Origin of the sequence: Streptomyces sp. APSN-46.1 (genome assembly GCF_022815725.1) — a bacterium.
Taxonomy (GTDB): Bacteria; Actinomycetota; Actinomycetes; order Streptomycetales; family Streptomycetaceae; genus Streptomyces.
Map to the genome: position 1 here is coordinate 159,942 of NZ_JALGRF010000008.1, position 23,049 is coordinate 182,990.

Below are 23,049 nucleotides of genomic sequence, written 5' to 3' on the forward strand. Positions count from 1 at the left end.
AGCCCGAAGGAGGGGGCGCGGGCGACAGCCGTCAGACTCGCTCTGATGGCGGTTCCGCTCGCCTTCTTCGGGCTGTTCTTCGCCTACCCCGTCACCGCGATCGTCGGGCGCGGGCTCAAGACCGACGCGGGCTGGCAGTTCGGCCGGATCGGCGAGGTGCTGGCCCGCCCCGACATCGCCGACGTGCTCTGGTTCACCACCTGGCAGGCGCTCGCGTCGACGGCGCTCACGCTGCTGATCGCGCTCCCCGGCGCGTACGTGTTCGCGCGCTTCGAGTTCCCCGGCAAGCAGGTGCTGCGGGCGGTGGTCACCGTTCCGTTCGTGCTGCCGAGCGTGGTCGTCGGCACCGCCTTCCTGGCGCTGGTCGGACGGGGCGGGCTGCTGGACGAGGTGGGGGGCGTCCGGCTCGACACCACGGTGTGGGCGATCCTGCTCGCGCACGTCTTCTTCAACTACGCCGTGGTCGTACGGACGGTCGGCGGTCTGTGGGCGCAGCTGGACCCGCGCCAGGAGGAGGCCGCCCGGGTGCTGGGCGCCGGGCGGTTCGGCGCGTGGCGGCGGGTGACGCTGCCCGCGCTCGCGCAGGCGGTGGCCGCCGCCTCGCTGATGGTGTTCCTGTTCACCTTCAGCTCCTTCGGCGTCGTGCAGATCCTGGGCGGGCCCGCGTACTCCACCCTGGAGGTGGAGGTCTACCGGCAGACGGCGCAGCTGCTGGACCTGCCGACGGCCGCCGTGCTGACGATGACGCAGTTCGCCGCGCTCGGCGGGGTCCTCGCCGTGCACGCCTGGACCGTACGCAAGCGGGACACCGCGCTCCGCCTGGTGGACCCGTCGCGGACGGCGCACCCGCCGCGCGGCTGGGCGCAGCGCTCGCTGCTGGGCGGGGTGCTGCTGACGGTGGCTCTGCTGATCGTGGCCCCGCTGGGGGTGCTGGTGGAGCGGTCCTTCGACGCGCCCGGCGGGTACGGGTTCGGTTTCTACCGGGCGCTCCAGGAGGTGGGCGCGGGCGGCGGAACGTTTCTCGTACCGCCGCTGGAGGCGATCTGGAACTCCCTCCAGTACGCGCTGGCCGCCACCGCCATCGCCCTGGTCATCGGAGGGCTCGCGGCCGCGGCGCTGACGCGGCGCGCCGGACGGTTCGTCCGCGGTTTCGACGCGCTGCTGATGCTCCCGCTGGGGGTGTCGGCGGTGACGGTCGGCTTCGGGTTCCTGATCACCCTCGACGAGCCGCCGCTCGACCTGCGGACCTCCTGGATCCTGGTGCCGCTCGCGCAGGCGCTGGTCGGTGTGCCGTTCGTCGTACGGACGATGCTGCCGGTGCTGCGCGCGGTGGACGCGCGGCTGCGGGAGGCGGCCGCGGTGCTCGGCGCGTCGCCGCTGCGGGCGTGGCGGGAGGTGGATCTGCCGCTGGTGCGGCGGGCGCTGCTGATCGCGGCCGGGTTCGCGTTCGCGGTCTCGCTGGGGGAGTTCGGGGCGACCGTCTTCATCGCGCGGCCGGACCGTCCGACCCTGCCGGTGGCCGTGGCACGGCTGCTGGGGCGGGCCGGAGAGATGAACTACGGGCAGGCGATGGCCCTGAGCACGATTTTGATGCTGGTGTGCGCGGTGTCCCTGCTGGTGCTGGAGCGACTGCGATCCGACAAGACCTCGGGAGAGTTCTGATGACGCTGCTTCGGCTGGAGGACGTGTCGGTCCGCTTCGGGGAGCGCGCGGTCGTGGACGCCGTGGATCTGGAGGTCGCCGAGCACGAGATCGTGTGCGTCCTCGGGCCCAGCGGGAGCGGAAAGTCCACGCTGCTGCGGGTGGTGGCCGGACTCCAGCCGCTCTCGTGCGGCCGGGTGCTGCTCGGCGGCGCCGACCAGGCCAGGGTGCCGGTCCACCGCCGGGAGGTGGGCCTGATGTTCCAGGACCACCAGCTGTTCCCGCACCGGGACGTCGGCGGGAACGTCGCCTTCGGGCTCCGGATGCGCGGCTCTTCGCGCGGAGCCTACGAGGCCCAGGTCGCGGAGTTGCTGGAGCTGGTCGGGCTCCCCGGCGCCCAGCGCCGGGCGGTGGCCTCGCTCTCGGGCGGGGAGCAGCAACGGGTGGCGCTGGCCCGGGCGCTGGCGCCGTCCCCCCGGCTGCTGATGCTGGACGAACCGCTGGGGCAGCTGGACCGCAGGCTGCGGGAGCGGCTGGTCGTGGAGTTGCGGGAGCTGTTCTCCCGGCTGGGGACGACGGTGCTGGCGGTCACGCACGATCAGGGGGAGGCGTTCGCGCTGGCCGACCGGGTGGTGGTGATGCGGGAGGGGCGGATCGCGCAGGCGGGAACCCCGCTGGACGTGTGGCGGCGGCCGGCCTCGGAGTTCGTCGCCCGGTTCCTCGGGTTCGAGAACGTGGTCCCGGCGACGGTGTCGGGCGGGGCCGCCGCGACCGCGTGGGGCAAGGTCCCGGTGCCGGCCGGGTCCGCGGAGGGGGAGCGGCTGCTCCTGATCCGGCCGGCGGGCGTGGTGCTCGCGGCGGCCGGCCTCGGCTGCGAGGTACTCTCGCGCACCTTCCGCGGAACGCATGTGGCGCTGCTGCTCCGTCCGGAGGCGGGGCCGGTGCTGGAGGCCGAGTGCGATCTGGCCGGGGCGCCGGCGGTGGGCGACCGGGTCGCGGTGTCCTTCACGCCGGACGAGGTGGTCGTCCTCCCGGCGGCGTAGGCCCGCCGCGGTCGCCGCCGGCGCCCGCGCCGTCGCCCTCGAACGAGAACGGCCACGAAGCACGCCGGCGCCAGGCGGTCGCGACGGTGATCCACTGCTCCACCATAGGCCGCCCCATCCGGCCCCGCCGGGCCCCGCCCGGCCGCGGTATCAGCGGACCGGGACCGGCTCCGGGGTGTCGGCCGGGGCGTCGGCGCCGTCGTGGTTGCCGTACCAGGCGACCGCGACCGCACCGGTCACCGCCAGGACGAAGCCGAGGACGGCCAGCCAGGCCAGGCCCGGCCGGGAGGCGTCGCCGAGCCAGAGCACGCCGATCGCGCCCGGCAGCACCGTCTCGCCGACGACCAGGGCCGCCGTCGCGCCGTTGACCGAGCCGATCTGGAGGGCGACGGTGTGCAGGTACATGCCGCCGGTACCCGCCAGCAGGATGGCGTAGAGGGCCGGGTCGGCCAGCAGCGCGCCCAGGTCGAAGGGCTCGACACCGTCGAGGATGCGCACGCCGACGCCGAGTGCGCCGAAGGCCAGGCCCGACAGCAGGCCCGCCAGGATCGCCGCCCGGGCGCCGAGGAACCGTACGGCCACCGTGCCGCCCACGATGATCAGCAGCGTCACACCGAACAGCCACCAGTGGGTGGACATCGGGGCGTGGTGGCCGCCCTCGTGGCCCGCGGCCGTGGCCAGCAGCACCAGCGCAGCGCAGACGACCCCGATGGAGGTCCACTCCTTGCGGGTCAGCCGGATGCCCAGCATCTTCACGCTCAGCACGGCCGTGATCACCAGGTTGGCGCTGATCACCGTCTGGGAGAGGAAGAGCGGGAGCAGCCGGGCCGCGAGCGCTCCGAGGCCGAAGCCCACGAAGTCGAGGATTGTGCCGACGATGAACTCCCAGGTCATCGCCGCCTTCGCGGTGGAGGACAGGTTCGGTCCGCCGTGCTGGGTCACCCCGGCGGCGGCCGGGGACATCCGGGCCGCCCGGCGGGAGCCCACGGCTTGCAGGACGGATCCCGTGCCGTAGCAGATGGACGCCGCGACAGCGGTCAGCAGGCCTATGAGCACAGAAGGCTCCGTTCACGTCTGGCAGGTTTTGCGGTACCTCTTGCAGACGTGTGAAACGGCCGGGAAGTTGCCTCTCCGGCCCCTCGGGCTCGTCTCATTGCGCTCTCATACCGCTCGTGTTCCGCTCTTGTTCCGCCCGGCCCATGGCCGCGAGCGCGTCGGGGACCTCGTCCACCGAGTCGACCAGCGCGATCCGGGACTCCATGCCCCGGTCGCGCGCCAGTGCCCGGAGCAGCGGCCAGGCCGGCAGATGACCGGTCCAGTGGTGGCGCCCGACCAGCACCATCGGGGTCGGCTCGCCGCGCGACGCGTAGTAGTTCGGGGTCGCGTTGTCGAAGATCTCCTGCACCGTGCCCGCCGCGCCCGGCAGGAAGACCACGCCCGCGGTGGACCGGGCCAACAGCCCGTCCTCCCGGGTGGCGTTGGCGAAGTACTTGGCGACGTGGCCCGCGAAGGCGTTCGGCGGCTCGTGCCCGTAGAACCAGGTCGGGATGCCCACCGAGTCACCGCCGGCCGGCCAGCGCTCCCGTACGGCGAAGGCCGCCCGCGCCCAGTCGGACACCGAGGGAGCGAAGGACGGGGCCTTGGACAGCAGTTCCAGCGCTTCCGGAAGGGCCTCGTCCGGGGCGGCGGCCAGGTACGCGCCGAGGTTCGCGGCCTCCATCGCGCCCGGGCCGCCGCCGGTGGCGACGGTCAGCCCCGACCGCGTCAGAGCCCGGCCGAGTTCCGCGGCGCCCCGGTACTCCGTACCGCCGCGCGCCATGGCGTGGCCGCCCATCACGCCCACCACCCGGGCGTCCAGGAGGTGTTCGTCGAGGGCGTCGGAGATGGCGTCGTCGTGGAGGGAGCGGAGCATCGAGGAGAAGACGTCGCCGTCCGCCTTGGTCTCCTGGAACCAGGCGTAGGCCTGGGCGTCCGGGGTGGCCTCGTATCCGCCGGACAGCCCCGTGAACAGCTCGTCGGCCGTGTAGAGGAGCCCTCGGTACGGATCGAACGGCAGGTCGGGCACCGGCGGGAAGACGAGCGCGCCGTCCGCGCGGACCTTCACCGAGGCGTCGGGCTCCATCGCGCAGCCCAGGAACACGGCGGCGGAGGTGTCGGCGGACAGCAGCGCGAAGGTCCGGTCCAGCAGGTTGACCGACTGGATCCGGTAGCCGCTGAGCGAACCGCGGGCCACGACCTGGTCGAATTCGGCGAGCGTCTCGATCTCGATGTCTGCGTTGACCATTCGGCCCACCCTAAGGGCTGGCCGTGTCAGCGGGTCAACGCCAGCGACGTCAGCTGTGCCACACCCCAGCTGAGCGGTACGCATACGACGACCAGCGCGGTCGCCCGCAACGTGGCCGCGGTACGCAGGACCGCGCTCGGGGTTCCCAGGTCGATCAGGGTCTCCCGGGTGGCGGAGCGGGCCTGCCGGGCCTCCACCGCGGAGGTGAGCAGCGTCGCGGCCGCGCACAGCGCCACCTGTACGGCGGCGGGTCCCGTCAGCGGGCCCAGCGGGAGGAGCTCGGCTGCCCGGCCTTGCAACGCCGCCGCGGTGAGGGCGCCCGCGACGACCGCGCACAGCACCCCGAGGGGGCGGCCCAGCCGGGTGGCCTCCTCCTGGAGGGGCCGGCCGGCGAGGAGTCGCAGCGCTCCCGGGCGCACTGCCTGCACCAGGGCTCCGCAGGCGTAGGCCAGGCCCGGTCCGGCGAGGCCGAGCCCGGCCGCGGTCAGGGACCAGCCGGCCGCCATGCCCGCGCTGCCGTGACCGAAGGCCGCTTCTACGGCGAGCCCGCACGCCGTGAGGGCGATGCCCCACGGGAGCCCGGCCTGCGGGGACAGCGGCGGGTGCGGCCGCAGGGCGAGGGCGGTGGCGGCGGAGGCGGCCAGCGGGATCAGGGCCAGCAGGGTGAGGGCGGCCGCCACGGGGAGCGGCCGTTCGGCGTGCAGGAGCGTGGCCGCGGCGCCGTCGAAGGGCAGGCCGGTGAGGTCGCCCCGTAGATGAAGGAAGGCGGCCAGCGCGAGCGCGCTGCCCAGGGCGCACGCGACGGCCGTGGAAATCGCGGCGACGAGGGTGAGCCGAACGGGTCCCAGCCCGACCGCGTCCAGCCCCTCCCGGGGCCGGGTCGCGGGGTCGGCGCGGGCCACGGCGACCGCGAACTGCACAGTGGCGGCGAGGGGCACCAGGGCCCAGAGCAGCTGCGGGAACGATCCGGCGGGGCGGGCGGTCGCCTCCGCGAGGACGTACAGCAGCAGGAATCCGGTACCTGCCGAGGCGGCCGCGACCAGCAGCCTGCGCAGCTGGACGAGCGGCCGGGAGCCGCGGGCTAGGCGGAGAGCGAGCACGCGGCGTTGTCCTCCGGGGTCTCGGCGGAGGCGGAGGCGGAGGGGGAGCCGGACGCGACGGAGGCGGCGGCTGTGGCTGTGGCAGCGGTGGCGGCCGCGGTCCCGGCGGGCCGGCCGTCGACCAGGTCGATCCGGCGGTCGGCGACGGCCGCGGTTTCCTCGTCGTGGGTCGCCAGCAGCACGGTGATCTCGTGCGAGCGGGCAGCGGTGGTCAGCGTGCGCATGAGCAGGGCGCGCTCGGCGCGGTGCAGCGGGGCGGTCGGCTCGTCGGCGAAGATGACGGCGGGCTCGTTGACCAGGGCCCGCGCCAGGGCGACCCGCTGTGACTCGGCCCAGGTGAGGGCGCCGGGGCGGTTGTGGGCGAAGCCGCCGATGTCGAGGCGGTCCAGCCATTCGCAGGCGGAGGTCTTGGCGGCGCGGTGCGAGGCGCCGGCGATGAGCAGCGGCAGCGCCGCGTTCTCCCAGACCTTGAGCTCGGGCAGCAGCCGGGGCTCGGGGCCGATCCAGCCGAAGCGGTCGCGGCGCAGCCGCTCGCGGGCCAGCGCGCCCATGGTGTGCACGGGCACGCTGTTGAACCAGACCTCGCCCTGCTCGGCCACCAGCTGCCCGGAAAGGCAGCGCAGCAGGGTGGTCTTGCCGCTGCCGCGCGGGCCCGTCAAGGCCAGGATCTCGCCCTGGCGGACGCCGACCGAGATCCCGAAGAGGCCGGGCGAACCGCTGTGGGAGTAATGAAGGGACCGCGCCCAGAGCAGATCATCTTGCGGCGGGGCTTTGTCAGGCTGGGCATTGTCCGGTGGAGCCACCATGGCGTACACCTCCGTCCGGGGGAACGAAGCGGAGCCCGTTCAGTCACTGGCGCCGCAAGGAGATGTAAAGAGATGAACCTCTTGGATGGTGACAGCACACGGCCCGGACCCCCGCGTTCTCACTCGAACGGGTGATCCGGGCCGTGTGGCCGGACTCTTTACGGCCCGGGCGCCGCTCGGCTCAGAGCTTGGTCCGGCTCAGAGCTTGGTCCACGCCTCGGTGAGCACCGAGCGCAGGATCCCCTCGATCTCGTCGAAGGTGCCCTGGTCCGCGATCAGCGGCGGGGCCAGCTGGATGACCGGGTCACCGCGGTCGTCGGCCCGGCAGTACAGGCCGTTCTCGAAGAGCGCCTTGGAGAGGAAGCCGTAGAGCACGCGCTCGGTCTCCTCGTCCGTGAAGGACTCCTTGGTGACCTTGTCCTTCACGAGCTCGATGCCGTAGAAGAAGCCGTTGCCGCGGACGTCGCCGACGATCGGCAGGTCGTGCAGCTTCTTCAGGGTGTTGAAGAAGTTGCCCTCCTGGTCCAGCACGTGCTGGTTCAGGCCTTCCTTGTCGAAGATGTCGAGGTTGGCCAGGGCCACCGCAGAGGACACCGGGTGTCCGCCGAAGGTGTAGCCGTGCAGGAAGGTGTTGTCGCCCTTGTAGAACGGCTCGGCGAGCCTGTCCGAGATGATGCAGGCACCGATCGGGGAGTAGCCCGAGGTCATGCCCTTGGCGCAGGTGATCATGTCCGGCACGTAGTCGAACTTGTCGCAGGCGAACATCGTGCCGAGGCGGCCGAAGGCGCAGATCGTCTCGTCGGAGACGAGGAGCACGTCGTACTCGTCGCAGATCTCGCGGACCCGCTGGAAGTAGCCGGGCGGCGGCGGGAAGCAGCCGCCGGCGTTCTGCACCGGCTCCAGGAAGACGGCGGCGACGGTGTCGGCGCCCTCGAACAGGATCTCCTGCTCGATCTGGTCGGCGCACCAGCGGCCGTAGGCCTCGGGGTCGTCGCCGTAGATCGGGGCGCGGTAGATGTTGGTGTTGACCACCTTGTGCGCGCCGGGGACCAGCGGCTCGAAGGGGGCCTTCAGGGCCGGCAGGCCGGTGATGGACAGGGCGCCCTGCGGGGTGCCGTGGTAGGCGACCGCACGCGAGATGACCTTGTACTTGGTGTGCTTGCCCTGCAGCTTGAAGTACTGCTTGGCGAGCTTCCAGGCGGTCTCGACGGCCTCGCCGCCACCGGTGGTGAAGAAGACCTTGTTCAGGTCGCCCGGGGCGTAGTCGGCGAGACGCTCGGCGAGCTCGACGGCCTTGGGGTGCGCGTACGACCAAATGGGGAAGAACGCGAGTTCCTGCGCCTGCTTGTAGGCGACCTCGGCCAGTTCCTTGCGGCCGTGACCGGCGTTGACCACGAACAGTCCGGCGAGACCGTCCAGGTAGCGCTTGCCCTTGTCGTCGAAGATGTAGGTGCCCTCACCCCGCACGATGGTGGGGACGGGCGAGTTCTCGTACGACGACATGCGGGTGAAGTGCATCCACAGGTGGTCGTAGGCGGTCTTGGAGAGGTCCTGGCTCACGGGCTATCGAGTTCCCCACATGTAGGTCTGCTTCTTCAGCTTCAGGTAAACGAAGCTTTCGGTGGATCGCACGCCGGGGAGCGCGCGGATCTTCTTGTTGATCGTGTCGAGCAGGTGGTCGTCGTCCTCGCAGACGATCTCCACCATCAGGTCGAACGAGCCCGCGGTCATCACCACGTACTCGCACTCGGCCATCGCGGTCAACGCGTCCGCCACGGGGTCGAGGTCTCCCTCGACGTTGATGCCGACCATCGCCTGGCGCCGCAGGCCCACGGTGAGCGGGTCGGTGACGGCGACGATCTGCATGACGCCCTGGTCGAGCAGCTTCTGCACGCGCTGGCGTACAGCGGCTTCGGACAGGCCGACGGCCTTTCCGATCGCCGCGTAGGGACGGCGTCCGTCCTCCTGCAGTTGCTCGATGATCGCCAAGGACACAGCATCGACCGAAGGGGACGGTTGTCTGTTCCTGGAATCTGCGCTTCGACTGACCACACCCTCACTTTGCACGAGGAGTCGTCTGTTCCGCAAGACGGAATCGATGAAATCCGTTGTTTGAAGACTTAGATCTCACTGATTTCGTAGTTCGTGGCGTGTGGCCCTGTCGAAAGCGTCCGCCGAGGGGCTAGGCTTGGGATTCGTCTCAATCGTTGGACATGTGATCAGGAGAGTGGCTGTAGTGACCACCGAACTGCGTCGGCTGCGCAACTACATCGGCGGGGAGTTCAAGGACGCCGCCGACGGGCGGACCACCGAGGTGGTCAACCCCGCCACCGGCGAGGCGTACGCCACGGCTCCGCTGTCCGGCCAGGCCGACGTCGACGCGGCCATGGCCGCGGCCGCCGCCGCCTTCCCGGCGTGGCGCGACACCACGCCCTCGGAGCGGCAGAAGGCGCTGCTCAAGATCGCGGACGCCTTCGAGGCGCGCGCGGACGAACTCGTCGCGGCCGAGTCGGAGAACACCGGCAAGCCGCTGGGCCTCACGGCCAGCGAGGAGCTGCCGCCGATGGTGGACCAGCTCCGCTTCTTCGCGGGCGCCGCCCGCCTGCTCGAAGGCCGCTCGGCCGGCGAGTACATGGACGGGATGACCTCGATCGTCCGCCGCGAGCCGATCGGCGTCTGCGCCCAGGTCGCGCCCTGGAACTACCCGATGATGATGGCCGTCTGGAAGTTCGCCCCGGCGATCGCGGCGGGCAACACCGTCGTGCTCAAGCCCTCGGACACCACCCCGGCCTCCACCGTCCTGATGGCCGAGATCATCGACTCGATCCTGCCCAAGGGCGTCTTCAACGTCATCTGCGGCGACCGTGAGACCGGCCAGGCCATGGTCGAGCACTCCACCCCGGCGATGGCCTCCATCACCGGCTCGGTGCGCGCGGGCATGCAGGTCGCCGAGAGCGCCTCCAAGGACGTCAAGCGCGTCCACCTGGAGCTCGGCGGCAAAGCCCCGGTCGTCGTCTTCGAGGACGCCGACATCGCCAAGGCCGTCGAGGGCATCGCCGTCGCCGGCTACTTCAACGCCGGCCAGGACTGCACCGCCGCCACCCGCGTGCTCGTGCACGAGTCGATCCACGACGAGTTCGTGAGCGCGCTCGCCAAGGCCGCGGCCGACACCAAGACCGGCCAGCCGGACGACGAGGACGTGCTGTACGGCCCGTTGAACAACCCGAACCAGCTCAAGCAGGTCGCGGGCTTCATCGAGCGCCTCCCCGCGCACGCCAAGGTCGAGGCGGGCGGCCACCGGGTCGGCGAGAAGGGCTACTTCTACGCCCCGACCGTGGTCTCCGGCCTGAAGCAGGACGACGAGATCATCCAGAACGAGGTCTTCGGCCCCGTCATCACCGTCCAGTCCTTCACGGACGAGGCCCAGGCCCTGGAGTACGCGAACGGCGTCGAGTTCGCCCTCGCCTCCTCGGTGTGGACCAAGAACCACGGCCGCGCGATGCGCATGTCCAAGAACCTCGACTTCGGCTGCGTGTGGATCAACACCCACATCCCGCTCGTCGCCGAGATGCCCCACGGCGGCTTCAAGAAGTCCGGCTACGGCAAGGACCTCTCCGCCTACGGCTTCGAGGACTACACGCGCATCAAGCACGTGATGACCTCGCTCGACGGCTGACCCTCGCCGATCACGGCACAGCACAACTCAGCGCTGACGGGGGCGGGCGGTAGACAACATGTCTATTGCCCGCCCCTTTCGCGTTGCCCGAGTCTTCTCCCATGCCTGAACTCCCCTTCTCCCGCCGCGCGGTGCTGCGCGGCTTCGGTGCCGCGGGCCTGGTGGCCGGCCTCGCCGGATGCGGTGTGCCCGCGGCCTACGTCCCCGAGGACCGCCGGGAGGGCCTGGACGTCTCCGACCGGGACCAGAGCGTCGCCTTCTCCAACTGGCCCCTCTACATCGACACCGACGAAGACGACGAGGCGCGGCGGCCCACGTTGGACGCCTTCACGGAGCGGACCGGCGTCAAGGTCCGGTACACCGAGGAGATCAACGACAACGACGAGTTCTTCGGCAAGGTCAGCCCGGCCCTCATGAACCACCAGGAGACCGGCCATGACCTCGTGGTGGTCAGCGACTGGATGGCCGCTCGCTTCGTCCACCTGGGCTGGGCCCAGAAGATGGACCGCTCGGCGCAGTCCAACGTGGCCGCCCACCTGGACCCGCAGCTGCGTTTCCCCGCCTTCGACGACGGCCGGCTGCACACCGTCCCGTGGCAGTCGGGGATCACCGGCATCGCCTACAACCGCAAGGCGCTGGGCCGGGAGATCAAGTCCGTCAAGGACCTCTGGCACGCGGACCTGGCCGGCAAGGTCACCCTGTTCTCCGGACTCGACGAGTCCTTCGCCCTTCTGATGCAGGGCGACGGCGTGGACGTCACCCGGTGGACCGAGTCCGACTTCCACCGGATGTGCGACAGGGTCGAGACCATGGTGAAGAAGAAGCGCATCCGCCGCTTCACCGGCAACGACTACACCTCCGATCTGAGCAAGGGCGACGTGCTGGCCTGCCAGGCCTACTCCGGCGACGCCATCCAGCTCCAGGCCGACAACCCGGACATCGAGTTCGTGGTCCCGGAGGAGGGCGCCGAGCTGTGGGCGGAGAGCCTGCTCGTCCCCAACCTCGCCCGCCACAAGGCCAATGCCGAGGCGCTGATCGACCACTACTACGACCCCGAGGTGGCCGCGGAGCTCGCCGCCTCCGTCAACTACGTCTGCCCGGTGCCGGCCGCCCGCGAGGTCCTGGCCGCCTCCGAGGGCAAGGAGACCGCCGAACTGGCGGAGAACCCGCTGATCTTCCCCGACGAGGACATGCGCAAGCGGCTCGTCGTGGCACGGGACATCTCCTCGGCCGAGCGTCGGACCCTGGCCAAGCGCTGGAACTCCATCGTCGGCCTCTGAGCCGGGGCGCCACTGAATTGAACGCGTTCACCAATTTGGTTGAACGTGTTCAGAATGCGGCGTACGCTTCCTTCCATGAGCGAGCGAAGCGCCCTTCGGCGGCGAATCCGTGCCTGGTTGGCCCTGTTCACCATCTGCCTGGTACTCAGCGGGCTGACCGCCTTCCCCCTGGTCAGCGAGATCCACTGGCTCAACTCCCTGATGTCCCATGAGTGGCTGCGACGCGTGGGAGACGGTCTGGACCGGGCCGATGCGGACTACCCCTTCCTCCTCTACGGCACCGACTGGCTCGCCTTCGCCCACCTGGTCATCGCCGTCTTCTTCTACGGAGTCCACCGCGACCCCGTCCGGAACATCTGGATCACCGAAGCCGGCATGATCGCCTGTGCCGGAATCATCCCGCTGGCCCTGATCTGCGGCCCCATCCGGGGCATCCCCTTCTGGTGGTCGGTCATCGACATGTCGTTCGGTGTCTTCGGTGTCATCCCCCTGCTGGTGCTCCGCCGGATGATCAAGCGGCTGGAGGCGATGCCGGAGCCGCCGACCCCGGCGCCGGCCGCCCACCCGGCCCCCGAGCCGGTCACCGCCGGGCCGTAGCCCGGCTACTTGGCGAAGGCCGCCATGATGATCCCGAGGGCCACCGGGTTCATCTCCTGCCCCTTGGCGTTCGTCGAGTTGAGCGAGTAGACGAGGGTGCGGGAGAGATCGCGGGTCGCGCCCATCACCGTGTTGTAGCCGTGCCGGCTCCCCGTCTTGCCCCACGCCACCGTGCCGTCCGGCAGGACTATCCTGGACAGGCCCGCAGTCAGGGAGGCGTCCTTCCCCGAGACGAAGTCCTTCACCTCCGGGACCGTGAACATCTCCTCCAGCTGCGCCTCCGGCACGATCCGGCCGCTGAACAGGGCCACGGTGAAACGCTCCAGATCCGCCGTGGTCGAGATGATGTCACCGGCCGCCCAACGGTCGGAGCTGTTCCACACCGAGGCGTCGCGCAGTTCCGTCGAACCGTCCGGCCGCGGCACCGCCTGGTAGCCGTGGTTGTACGGGCCGGGGATCCGCGTCCGTGTCCGCCCGGGGAAGGACGTCCCGCGCAGGCCCAGGGGCTCCAGGATCCGCCGGGTCACCGAGGCCTCGTAACTCGCTCCCGTCACCTTCTCTATGAGTACACCCAGCACGGTGTAGCTGATGTTCAGGTAGTGCTGGGCTGTACCGGGCTCGAACTCCGGGCCCTTCGCCAGGGCGTTGGCCAACTGCTCCCGGGGGTCGGTCACATCGAACCGGTGCTCCCACTGCGCCTCGAAGTCTCCCGGTCCGTCGGCGGCCTGGATGCCGCTCGTGTGGTTCAGCAGCTCCCGCACCGTGATGGGCGCGAAGGAATCGGGGAAGGTGCCCGGCAGGTACTCCTGCACCGGCCTGTTCAGATCGACCGTGCCCTCGGCGGCCAGCTGGAGCACCACCGCCGCGGTGAAGGTCTTGGTCACCGACCCCGCCCGGAACCGGCCCTGCTCCAGAGCCCTGCGCCCGGTGCGGACGTCCGCGACACCGGAACTGCCCTGCCAGCTGCCGCTCGAACCGCCCACCCGGACCAGCGCGGCCGTCGCGTCCTTGTGCTCGGCGCCGAGACCGGCGATTGCTTTCGTCAGCGCCGCCGCGTCGGGCGGCGAGGAAACGGCCGGTGCGGCGCCCCCGCCCGATGCTGCCGAGGCCGAGGCCGCGGCAGGCCCCGGGGCGGCGTGGGCGACGACCGGGCCGGACGCCATGCCCAGGACCAGGGCGGCGGCGATCAGTGTGCGCGTACGAGCGTTCATGACGGGATCCCCCTTGTGCGGCCATCGGGGCGACCTCCGCCCCGATGACCTCAATGCTGCTGGTCACAGGGGCAGTCGCGGATCACCCATGAGAGGGGTCTTCACCGGTACGACAACTCACCGGCGCGAGGGAGCCGACACGCCCACTCCTCACTCCCCAGAGGGATCACCCCAAAGTACGCGGGGACTCCCGCACCGCCCCCGCCTCGATCAGCCCCGTCTCATACGCGCAGATCACCGCCTGGATCCGGTCCCGCAGCCCCAGCTTCGCCAGCACGTTCCCCACATGGGACTTCACCGTGTGCTCGCTCACCGTCAGCGCCGCCGCGATCTCCGCGTTCGACAGCCCCCACCCCAGATGCAGCAGCGTCTCCCGCTCCCGGGCCGTCAGCACCTCCAGCCGCTCGGCCGACAGCGCCCGCCCGCCCGCCGGCCGCGCCGTCGCCGCCGTGTACTCCTCGATCAGCCGCCGCGCCACCGAGGGCGCCAGCAGCGACTCGCCCGCCGCCACCACCCGTACCGCGTGCACCAGATCGTCCCGCCGCACGTCCTTCAGCAGGAACCCGCTCGCCCCCGCGTGCAGCGCCTCGTACACGTACTCGTCCGAGTCGAAGGTCGTCAGCATCACCGTCCGGCAGGAACTCTCCGCCGAGATCGTCCGGCACGCCTCGATCCCGTCGAGCACGGGCATCCGGATGTCCAGCAGCGCCACATCCGGCGCCAGCTCCCGCACCGCGGCCACCGCCGCCGCGCCGTCCCCGGCCTCCGCGACGACCTCGATGCCCTCCTGCGCGTCCAGGATCATCGCGAACCCGCTGCGCACCAGCTCCTGGTCGTCCGCCACCACCACACGGATCGTCAATTCCCCACCTCCAGCGGCGAGGTTACTAGCACCACCCGCACGCAGAACCCCAGGCCACCGGGGGCCGGACCGGCCTCCGCCGTGCCGCCGTGGGCCGCCGCGCGCTCGCGGATCCCGATCAGCCCGTGACCGCCCGAGGAGTCCCCGGACCTCCGACCCGCGCCCCACCCCCGGCGCGGCCCCCGCCCCAGCCCCCGGCCGTTGTCCGTGACCGTCACCGTGAGCGCCTGCGGCCCGTACTCCAGCCGTACCACCGCCTCCGACGCCCCGGCATGCTTCACCACATTCGTCAGCGCCTCCTGCACCACGCGGTGCACCGTCGCCTCCAGCGCCGCCGGCAGCACGCGCACCGAGCCCGTCCGCTCGTACGCCACCGCCAGCCCGCTGCCCCGCACCCGCTCCAGGAGGGCCGGCAGCGCCCCGATGCCGGGCTGCGGCGCGCGCGGAGCCGCCTCCTCGTGCGCCCGGTCCGTCCGCAGCACCCCCAGCATCGTCCGCAGCTGCGCCATCGCGTCCCGCCCCGTCTCGGCGATCGCGTCGAAGGCCGCCTCCGCCCGCTCGGGAGCCCGCCGTACGGCCACCGGTCCCGCCTCCGCCTGCACGATCATGATGCTGACCGCGTGCGAGAGGATGTCGTGCATCTCCCGGGCTATCCGGGCCCGTTCGCGCGCGGCCGCCTGCTCCGCCTCGATCCGGTTCGCCCGCTCCAGCTGGGCGGCCCGGGCCTCGACGGCCTCCGTATAGGCCTGCCGCGTGTGCTGGAGCCGCCCCAGGGCGTAGGCCGCCGCCGAGACGATCAGGGTGAAGAGCAGCTCGCGCGCCGTCCCCGCCTCCCAGCCCACCGACACGGCGACCGCCGCCGCCGAAACGAGGCCGGTGGCCACCCGGACCCGGGCGGTGCACTGGAGGGCGACCGTGTAGAAGACGATGAGTCCCGCGTACGGCAACGGCTGGCCCGGACCGTCCAGCCCGATCTTGTACACGCCGCCGATGAGCACAATCGCGACCAGCGCGGCGACCGGCGCCCGTCGCCGCCAGATCAGTGGCAGCACGCCGAGTGTGGTCATCCCGTACGAGGTCCAGGTCACCGGCGGCAGGTCGGCCGACCGGGGCACCACGAACGGCATGGTCACCGCCAGCTGCACCAGCAGCGTCAGCCCCAGGTCACGCCGGCGCGGATCGGCGCGCCGGATCCAGTCCCCCCACGCTGGTATCACCGCCCGAACTCGGCCCGTACGCCGGCCAGCGCGTCCGGCCTGTTCGTGGTGACGGAGTCCACCCCGGCCGCGATGAGCCGGCGCATCGTCGGCCTGGTGTCCGCCGTCCAGGCCGAGACCAGCAGGCCGTCCCGGTGCAGGGCGTCCGCCAGCTCCCGGCCGACCAGCCCGAAACGGTAGTTGAGCCAGCGCGGCGCCACCGCGTCGATCAGGACGCGGCGCGGCGGGCACAGCGTCGTCCAGGTCAGCGCGATCTCGGCGCCCGGATCGGCGGCGCGGACCGCCAGCATGGTCTTCGGGCCGGCGCAGTAGTACGTACGGTCGCGCGCCCCGCACGCGCGCACCTGGCCGACAACCGTCCGTACGGCCTCGTACGAGGCGCCCGGCAGGTCGATCATCACCCGGCCGGGGCCCGCCGCCGTCAGGGCCTCGCGCAGGGTCGGAATCCCGCCCCCGGTCAGCTCCTTGAGCTGCGGGGCCGTGACGGCGTCGAGCCGCACGTCATGGCCCCACAGCCGCTGGAGCGTCTCGTCGTGGAGCAGGACCGGCACCCCGTCGCGCGTCAGCCGTACGTCGATCTCGACCGCGTCCGCCCCGCGGGCGAAGGCGGAGCGGATCGAGGACAGGGTGTTCTCACGGGCACGGTACGGATCGCCGCGGTGGCCGACGGCAGTCAGGGTGCGCATGTCTCCCATTCTCCGCAGGCGTCAGCGGGCCAGCCACGCGGACGTGTACGTGTCGATCTCCGCGCTGATCCGCGCCTTGCCGGCCGGGTCCAGGAAGGAGGCCTCGACGGCGTTCTTCGCGAGTTGCGCGAGCCCCCGCTCGTCGAGGTCGAGGAGCCGGGCGGCCACCGCGTACTCGTTGTTGAGGTCGGAGCCGAACATCGGCGGGTCGTCGCTGTTGATGGTGACGAGCACGCCCGCCGCGACCATCTCCTTGACCGGGTGCTGGTCGAGGTCGGCCACCGCGCGGGTGGCGATGTTCGAGGTCGGGCAGACCTCCAGGGCGATCCGGTGCTCGGCGAGGTACGCGAGGAGCTCCGGGTCCCGGGTGGCGCTCGTGCCGTGGCCGATGCGCTCCGCGCCCAGTTCGCGGATGGCGTCCCAGACGGTCTCCGGGCCGGTGGTCTCGCCGGCGTGCGGCACGCTGTGCAGGCCGGCGGCCCGGGCCTGGTCGAAGTACGGCTTGAACTGCGGGCGCGGGACACCGACCTCGGGGCCGCCGAGGCCGAAGGAGACCAGGCCCTCGGGGCGCAGGTCCACGGCGAGCCGCGCGGTCTCGGCGGCGGCGGCCAGGCCGGCCTCGCCGGGGATGTCGAAGCACCAGCGCAGGATGACGCCGAGTTCGGCCTCGGCGGCCTTGCGGGCGTCCTCGATGGCCTCCATGAAGGCCTTCTCGTCGATGCCGCGGCGGGTGGAGGAGTACGGGGTGATGGTCAGCTCGGCGTAGCGGATGTTCTGCCGGGCCATGTCACGGGCGACTTCGAAGGTGAGGGTGCGCACGTCGTCCGGGGTGCGGACCAGGTCCACGACCGACAGGTAGACCTCGATGAAGTGGGCGAAGTCGGTGAAGGTGAAGTAGTCCGCGAGCGCCTCGGGGTCGGTGGGGACCTTCGAGTCGGGGTGCCGGGCGGCGAGTTCGGCCACGATGCGCGGGGAGGCGGAGCCGACGTGGTGGACGTGCAGTTCGGCCTTGGGCAGCCCCGCGATGAAGGGGTGCAGGTCGGGCATGAGGGGGCCTCCGGGAGGACGCGTGTGCGGACAGAGCGGCCTTCATCGTAGGCAGCCCTCTGACTGTCGGCGGCAGCGCTTAGCATGGCCGTACGAGAGGGGGGCGCCGTATGACTGACCACAGCCCCGAGCCGCGCGACCCGTGGGCGCCGCCGGAGCGGCCCGCGGTCGAACTGGGGAAGCAGCAGGGCACACCGGGCGTGTCGGGTGCGCCGACCGGACAGCCCGGACAGCCCGGGCAGTCCGGACAGTCCGCGCCGTCCGTGCACGACCAGCCGACGGTCATCGGGATGCCGGGGGCCGAGATTCCGCCGGCCGGCGCGCCGGCACCGATACCCGGGGCCGGTCCGGTCCCCCCGGTTGCGGCATACGGATATCCGTCCCAGCCGGGCCAGAGCGGTTACGGATATCCGGGCCAGCCACAGGCCACGAGCGGGTACGGGTATCCCGGCTATCCCGGTTACCCGGGCGGGTACCAGCCCTACGGGGCGCAGCCCAGCAACGGCTTCGGCGTCACCTCGCTCGTCCTCGGCATCCTCTCGGTCGTCGGGTGCGTCACGAGCTTCTTCGCGGTCGGGCTCGGCGTCGGCGCCGTCGTCTTCGGTGCCCTGGGCCGGGGCAAGGCGAACCGCGGCGAGGCCACCAACGGCGGTATGGCGCTGGCCGGTCTGATCCTGGGCGCGGTGGGCATCGTGCTGGGCGGCCTCCTACTGACGCTGCTCATGTCCGGCCTGCTGGCCGACCTGGGCGACATCGACTCCGACACGGACACCGACAGCCCGTACTCGAACTCGCAGGTCCACGAGCGGGTCTGACCACGCGGCAGGGCCGCGCCCGGGCAGTCGTCGCCCGGGCCCGGCCCTGTCCGTTTCGCGCTCCTACGCCGCTGCCGCTGCCGCCGCCCACGGCCAGTCGGCGTGCTGCCCGCCCTCGATGAGGGAGACCATCCGGAAGGCCGCGTCGGTCAGCCCGCCGAAGGTGTGCCGGTTCCCCGAACCGGCGGGCGCGTGCCCCACCCGGTAACCGGCCAGGTTCCAGGTGTACATCGGCACCTCGCCCGGCACCAGGGCGCTCGGGTCGCCGCCGTAGTGGTACGTGGCCTGCTCGTCCGTGACGATCAGGACCCGGTCGTGCCCCGTGTAGTGCTGCCGCACCGCCTCGGCGGTGTAGGTGCCGCCGAGGTTCTCGAAGCGGTCCAGCACCTTCAGTACGGACTCGCCGCGCGTGTACGCGACCGCCTTGCTGGTGGAGCCGAACTGCACGAGGTCCGCCCGCTCCGCCCGCAGCGCCAGCGCCGTGCCGAAGACGGCCGCCGCGTCCGCCCGGTTGAGCCGCGAGCGGTCCGACAGCGGGGACCACATCGACCCGGACCGGTCGACCAGGATCAGCGTCCGGCCGGGCAGGGCGGGTACGTTCGCCAGCGAGTGGCCGAGCGCCCGCTCCAGCGGGTACGCCCAGCGCAGCGAGGGCGCGTGCTGGTAGGCGGCGAGGTAGCGGAAGGGGAACTGCCGCGACCGCGCGACGACCTCGGGGTCCGAGAGCTTCGCCGCGACCTGGGAGGCCACCGCGTCCGAGACCCCGGCCTGGTCGAAGTTGCGCAGGTTCCGCAGCAGCGCCATCGCGCCCATGGACGGGATGACCGCCTCCCAGGCTGCCGCGTCCATCGGACCCTGCAGCCAGCCGGCCAGCGCCTCCCAGGTCATGCCCGCCGCGGCGAGCCGCTCGGCGCCGTCCGGGGCGGTGACCACGGCCCGGCGGCGCTCCACGGGCAGCTCCATGAGCTCCCGGTGGGCGGCCAGGGTGCGGTTGCCCGCCGGGACCTCGGCGGTGTCGGGGTGGTGCCGGCGGTCGAGGGCGTACCGGAACAGCTCGCCCTGCCAGGCCTTGGCCGGGTCGGGGGCGGCGTGTACGAGGTTGAGGACGTCGCCGAAGCGGTACCCCCGTCGAGAGGAGGCGGTGTCGTACTTCAGCAGCGAGGTGCCGGAGTAGAGCCGGCGCACCGCGTCGGCGATACCGCGCTTGACGGGCTTGGGGACGCTGCGCCCGTACGTCGTCGTCCAATAGGCCAGCAGCTCGCCGGGCTCGTCCGCGCGGCGCAGGACGGAGTCCACGACCCGCCGGTTGGACGGGCCGTCGGTGACTCCGGCGTCGAGCCGCGCCTTGACGTACTCGGCGGCGCCGACGAGCGAGGCGGTACGCATGTTGCCGTCGCCCCGGAGCCAGCCGAGCAGGCCGGCGGTCCACTCGGGGTCCTCGACGGCGAGCTTGCGCACGAGCGCGGCGAAACGGTCGTCGCGGTCCTCGCCGCTCTCGTAGGCGGTCCGCTGCGTCACGAAGTTGGCGACGGCGAGCAGGAACAGCTCGGAGCGCGGGTCGCGGACGAATCCGGTGCTGCCGTGGTGGTTGGCGGAGCGGCGGCCGGTGGACCGTACGGGAGAGGTGGGCGAGGTGGGCGAAGTCGGCGCGGCGGGCGAGGCCTTGGACCGGAGCCGGTTGAAGCGGGCCATGAGAATCCCCCCGAATTCAGTGGAAAGGGGGGAGGCGTGAGCGTGCGGGATGCCCGACGCGTGCCTCCCGAGATCAAGTCTGGCCGCGGCGTGATTTCTGGAAGAAGTAGCCGCTTGCCGGGCGCACCGGGAGGTGCGTGACGTACGTGACGTAGGTGTCCAGAGATCGAATCGGCGAAACCACGTGGTGCTCTGCCAACTGAGCTACGCCGGCCTGAAACCGGCGACGGGACTCGAACCCGCGACCGCCCCATTAAGAGTGGAAGTAGGTCTCGCCTTCGCACCTGGACGAGTCACACGTTAGGCGGCGGGCTCCGGCCGCCGCCACGCAATTACGCTCCGGTCAGAGGGTGACCGCCGACATCAGCGTCGGCACCATGACCGCCCCGTCGTCGCCGTCGCCGTCGCCGGCGCGGGGCACCGGGACCCAGACCAGCCCGACCATCCGGGGACAGTCGCACCGCAACTCCTCGTCCACCCCCAGCCGGGGCTCACCGGGCGCGACCTCGACGCGGAAGCAGGAGGTCCAGCCCGAGGGGTACGGCGACTCGTACGCGTACCGCACGTCCAGGGCGCGCAGGCCCACTTCCTCGGCCACTTCGCGCCGGACGGCGTCCTCGGGCCGCTCCCCGGCCTCCAACCCGCCGCCGGGCAGGGTCCAGTACTCCGGCCCGTCATGGCGGCCGGTCGGGCCGCGGCCGCGTTCGCGCACCATGAGGACGCGGCCGTCCCGGATGATCACCGCGGCGACCCGGCGCCGGTCCGGTATGCGGTCCTCCGTCACGCCGCGTCCGGTCACGCCGCCTCCCGTCACGCCGGCTCCGTGCCCGACCGCAACCGGTCCCGGGCCTCCATCAGGGCGAAACCCAGCAGGTTCAGGCCGCGCCAGCGGGCCGGGTCCAGGGCGCGCTCGTCGTCCGCGGCCAGCCCGATGCCCCAGATCCGGTCCATCGGGCTCGCCTCCACCAGCACCCGGTTCCCCGTACCCAGCAGGTACCCCCGCAGCGCCGGGTCGGAGCCGAACTTGTGGACGCTGCCCTCCACCACCAGGGCGAAGCGCTCCCGCTCCCATATCGCCTCGTCGAACCCGCGCACCAGCCGCCCGGCCTTCTTCGCGGCCGCCGGGGTCCGCGCCTCCAGCGCGGCGCGCTCCGCCTCCGGGTCCCCGAACAGCCGGGCCTTGCCCGCCATCATCCAGTGTTCGGCCGTTTCGTACCGGACCTCACCCACAGTGAAGGGGGAGGGCCACCACTGGCTCAAACAGCTCGGTCCGAGGGTCCCGTCGGGCCTCGGCCGGTGCCCCCAGAACGGCAGGAACTTCACCCGCTCACCACGGCTGACCTGCTCGATCAGTGTGTCGATCATCTCCATGCACGCGAGTCTGGCAGTCGCCACTGACACTTCGTACGGGATTTAGGTTGCGTCTCGACACATGGTCGACCGATTCCGTCGCGTAACCAAAGCGCAACAACGGAATCACTTGGCGCTAGGCCTCGCCTCTGTCAGGATCGGCACTCAATTCGGGCTGTAGCTACGGAGAGCGTGAGGGCGTGATGGGTAACCGCTTCCAGGTCAAGGACCGCTTCGCAGACGGCGCGCAGTACATCGACGGCCACCTCAGGTCCGGTACCTCGGGGCGGTCGCACACGGTCGTCGACCCCGCCACCGGCGACGAGGTCCTCACCTACGAACTCGCGAGCCCCGCGGACGTGGACGAGGCGGTCGCCGCCGCCAAGCGGGCCTTCCCGGGCTGGTCCGGCGCCACCCCCGGCGAGCGCTCGGACGCGCTGCACCGGCTGGCCGCCGTACTGGCCGAGCGGGCCGAGGACTTCGCGTACGCCGAGTCCCTCCAGTGCGGCAAGCCGATCAAGCTGACCACGGAGTTCGACGTACCGGGGACCATCGACAACACCGCCTTCTTCGCGGGCGCCGCGCGCCACCTCCAGGGGCAGGCGGCCGCCGAGTACTCCGGCGACCACACCTCCTACGTCCGTCGCGAGGCCATCGGGGTCGTCGGCTCCATCGCCCCCTGGAACTATCCGCTCCAGATGGCCGCCTGGAAGATCCTCCCGGCCATCGCCGCGGGCAACACCGTCGTCCTCAAGCCCGCCGAACTCACCCCGCTGACCTCGCTGATGTTCGCCCAGGCGGCCAAGGAGGCGGGTCTGCCCGACGGCGTGATCAACATCGTCGCCGGCGCCGGGCGGGACGCGGGGGAGCGCCTGGTCGGCCACCCGGACGTGGTCATGACCTCCTTCACCGGCTCCACCACCGTCGGCAAGCGGGTCGCGGAGCTCGCCACCGCCACCGTCAAGCGCCTCCACCTGGAGCTCGGCGGCAAGGCGCCGTTCCTCGTCTTCGACGACGCCGACCTGGAGGCCGCCGCGCACGGCGCGGTCGCCGCCTCCCTGATCAACACCGGCCAGGACTGCACCGCCGCCACCCGCGCCTACGTCCAGCGCCCCCTGCACGACGCCTTCGTCGCGCGCGTGGCCGAGCTGATGGAGACCGTGCGCGTGGGCGACCCCTTCGCCGCCACCACCGACCTCGGCCCGCTCGTCTCGCACGCCCACCGCGACCGGGTCGCCGGGTTCGTCGAACGGGCCCGCGCGTACGCCACCGTCGTCACCGGCGGCGAGATCCCGCGGGGAGAGCTCGCCCAGGGCGCGTACTACCGGCCGACCCTGATCGCCGGCGCCGCCCAGGACAGCGAGGTCGTGCAGTCCGAGATCTTCGGGCCGGTCCTCGTCGTGCTGCCCTTCGACACCGACGACGAGGGCTTCGCGCTGGCCAACGACACCCCGTACGGTCTCGCCGCCTCCGCCTGGAGTCGCGACGTGTACCGGGCGAACCGCGCCACCCGCGAGATCAAGGCGGGTTGCGTGTGGGTCAACGACCACATTCCGATCATCAGCGAGATGCCCCACGGAGGCTACAAGGCGAGCGGGTTCGGCAAGGACATGAGTGCCTACTCCTTCGAGGAGTACACGCAGGTCAAGCACGTAATGTTCGACAACACCGCGGTCGCCGCGAAGGACTGGCACCGCACGATCTTCGGGGACCGATAGCAGTTGCCGCCGGACCAGCGGCTC

General features: G+C 71.7%; 21 protein-coding genes. 7 read left to right on the forward strand and 14 right to left on the reverse strand.

What is annotated here, in order from left to right:
• Positions 1–45: 45 nt before the first annotated feature.
• Positions 46–1,662 carry an iron ABC transporter permease gene (locus tag MTF65_RS21740; protein ID WP_243630561.1) on the forward strand — a complete coding sequence of 539 codons (1,617 nt, stop codon included), beginning with the start codon at positions 46–48 and terminating at the stop codon, positions 1,660–1,662.
• Complete coding sequence (locus MTF65_RS21745; protein WP_243630562.1) at positions 1,662–2,684, forward strand: ABC transporter ATP-binding protein; 1,023 nt, start codon at positions 1,662–1,664, stop codon at positions 2,682–2,684. Before MTF65_RS21740 ends, MTF65_RS21745 begins: the two co-directional genes overlap by 1 nt.
• 150 nt (positions 2,685–2,834) lie before the next feature.
• Here the strand turns inward: MTF65_RS21745 and MTF65_RS21750 are convergent, their stop codons facing one another.
• From MTF65_RS21750 to MTF65_RS21775, 6 genes are all read right to left on the reverse strand, one after another.
• Positions 2,835–3,740, reverse strand: coding sequence for a hypothetical protein (locus tag MTF65_RS21750; RefSeq protein WP_243630563.1), 906 nt, complete (start codon positions 3,738–3,740; stop codon positions 2,835–2,837).
• Between the two features lie 94 nt (positions 3,741–3,834).
• A complete protein-coding gene (locus MTF65_RS21755; protein WP_243630564.1) occupies positions 3,835–4,968 on the reverse strand; it encodes an LOG family protein in 1,134 nt (377 codons plus the stop codon).
• Positions 4,969–4,994: 26 nt separating this feature from the next.
• Positions 4,995–6,068: a hypothetical protein gene (locus MTF65_RS21760; protein ID WP_243630565.1), complete on the reverse strand. Its 1,074-nt coding sequence runs from the start codon at positions 6,066–6,068 to the stop codon at positions 4,995–4,997.
• Entirely contained in the window at positions 6,050–6,874 is an 825-nt protein-coding gene (locus MTF65_RS21765; RefSeq protein WP_243630566.1) for an ABC transporter ATP-binding protein, read from the reverse strand. The genes MTF65_RS21760 and MTF65_RS21765 overlap by 19 nt, the downstream gene beginning before the upstream one ends.
• Positions 6,875–7,072: 198 nt before the next feature.
• Positions 7,073–8,434 (reverse strand): aspartate aminotransferase family protein, encoded by a 1,362-nt coding sequence (locus MTF65_RS21770; RefSeq protein ID WP_308407199.1) that lies wholly within the window; start codon positions 8,432–8,434, stop codon positions 7,073–7,075.
• A 3-nt stretch (positions 8,435–8,437) separates the two neighbouring features.
• Positions 8,438–8,941, reverse strand: coding sequence for an Lrp/AsnC family transcriptional regulator (locus MTF65_RS21775; protein WP_243630567.1), 504 nt, complete (start codon positions 8,939–8,941; stop codon positions 8,438–8,440).
• Between the two features lie 169 nt (positions 8,942–9,110).
• On the opposite strand from MTF65_RS21775, the gene MTF65_RS21780 reads away from it, so the two are divergent.
• From MTF65_RS21780 to MTF65_RS21790, 3 genes are all read left to right on the forward strand, one after another.
• Positions 9,111–10,550, forward strand: coding sequence for a gamma-aminobutyraldehyde dehydrogenase (locus MTF65_RS21780; protein ID WP_243630568.1), 1,440 nt, complete (start codon positions 9,111–9,113; stop codon positions 10,548–10,550).
• A gap of 101 nt (positions 10,551–10,651) precedes the next feature.
• Positions 10,652–11,830 (forward strand): PotD/PotF family extracellular solute-binding protein, encoded by a 1,179-nt coding sequence (locus MTF65_RS21785; protein ID WP_243630569.1) that lies wholly within the window; start codon positions 10,652–10,654, stop codon positions 11,828–11,830.
• Positions 11,831–11,905: 75 nt separating this feature from the next.
• Positions 11,906–12,427 (forward strand): hypothetical protein, encoded by a 522-nt coding sequence (locus tag MTF65_RS21790; RefSeq protein WP_243630570.1) that lies wholly within the window; start codon positions 11,906–11,908, stop codon positions 12,425–12,427.
• A gap of 5 nt (positions 12,428–12,432) precedes the next feature.
• Here the strand turns inward: MTF65_RS21790 and MTF65_RS21795 are convergent, their stop codons facing one another.
• From MTF65_RS21795 to MTF65_RS21815, 5 genes are all read right to left on the reverse strand, one after another.
• Complete coding sequence (locus MTF65_RS21795; RefSeq protein ID WP_243630571.1) at positions 12,433–13,638, reverse strand: serine hydrolase; 1,206 nt, start codon at positions 13,636–13,638, stop codon at positions 12,433–12,435.
• A gap of 166 nt (positions 13,639–13,804) precedes the next feature.
• Positions 13,805–14,500, reverse strand: a complete 696-nt coding sequence (locus tag MTF65_RS21800) for a response regulator transcription factor (RefSeq protein WP_243630572.1) — start codon at positions 14,498–14,500, stop codon at positions 13,805–13,807.
• The gene (locus MTF65_RS21805; protein WP_374207280.1) at positions 14,497–15,714 is read right to left on the reverse strand and encodes a sensor histidine kinase; all 1,218 of its coding nucleotides are present in this window, start codon (positions 15,712–15,714) and stop codon (positions 14,497–14,499) included. The genes MTF65_RS21800 and MTF65_RS21805 overlap by 4 nt, the downstream gene beginning before the upstream one ends.
• Entirely contained in the window at positions 15,714–16,412 is a 699-nt protein-coding gene (locus tag MTF65_RS21810) for a glycerophosphodiester phosphodiesterase (protein WP_243630573.1), read from the reverse strand. The genes MTF65_RS21805 and MTF65_RS21810 overlap by 1 nt, the downstream gene beginning before the upstream one ends.
• 12 nt (positions 16,413–16,424) lie before the next feature.
• Positions 16,425–17,450, reverse strand: a complete 1,026-nt coding sequence (locus MTF65_RS21815) for an adenosine deaminase (RefSeq protein ID WP_243630574.1) — start codon at positions 17,448–17,450, stop codon at positions 16,425–16,427.
• 110 nt (positions 17,451–17,560) lie between these two features.
• On the opposite strand from MTF65_RS21815, the gene MTF65_RS21820 reads away from it, so the two are divergent.
• Positions 17,561–18,265, forward strand: coding sequence for a DUF4190 domain-containing protein (locus MTF65_RS21820; RefSeq protein ID WP_243630575.1), 705 nt, complete (start codon positions 17,561–17,563; stop codon positions 18,263–18,265).
• Positions 18,266–18,328: 63 nt separating this feature from the next.
• Here MTF65_RS21820 and MTF65_RS21825 read toward each other — a convergent pair whose 3' ends face one another.
• From MTF65_RS21825 to MTF65_RS21835, 3 genes are all read right to left on the reverse strand, one after another.
• A complete protein-coding gene (locus MTF65_RS21825) occupies positions 18,329–19,957 on the reverse strand; it encodes a TROVE domain-containing protein (RefSeq protein ID WP_243630576.1) in 1,629 nt (542 codons plus the stop codon).
• A 343-nt stretch (positions 19,958–20,300) separates the two neighbouring features.
• On the reverse strand, positions 20,301–20,756 hold the full coding sequence (locus tag MTF65_RS21830; protein ID WP_243630577.1) for an NUDIX hydrolase: 456 nt from the start codon (positions 20,754–20,756) through the stop codon (positions 20,301–20,303).
• A gap of 11 nt (positions 20,757–20,767) precedes the next feature.
• Positions 20,768–21,328, reverse strand: coding sequence for an NADAR family protein (locus tag MTF65_RS21835; RefSeq protein WP_243630578.1), 561 nt, complete (start codon positions 21,326–21,328; stop codon positions 20,768–20,770).
• Between the two features lie 182 nt (positions 21,329–21,510).
• Here MTF65_RS21835 and MTF65_RS21840 point away from each other — a divergent pair, with 182 nt between their 5' ends.
• Positions 21,511–23,025 carry a gamma-aminobutyraldehyde dehydrogenase gene (locus tag MTF65_RS21840; RefSeq protein ID WP_243630641.1) on the forward strand — a complete coding sequence of 505 codons (1,515 nt, stop codon included), beginning with the start codon at positions 21,511–21,513 and terminating at the stop codon, positions 23,023–23,025.
• Positions 23,026–23,049 lie beyond the last annotated feature (24 nt).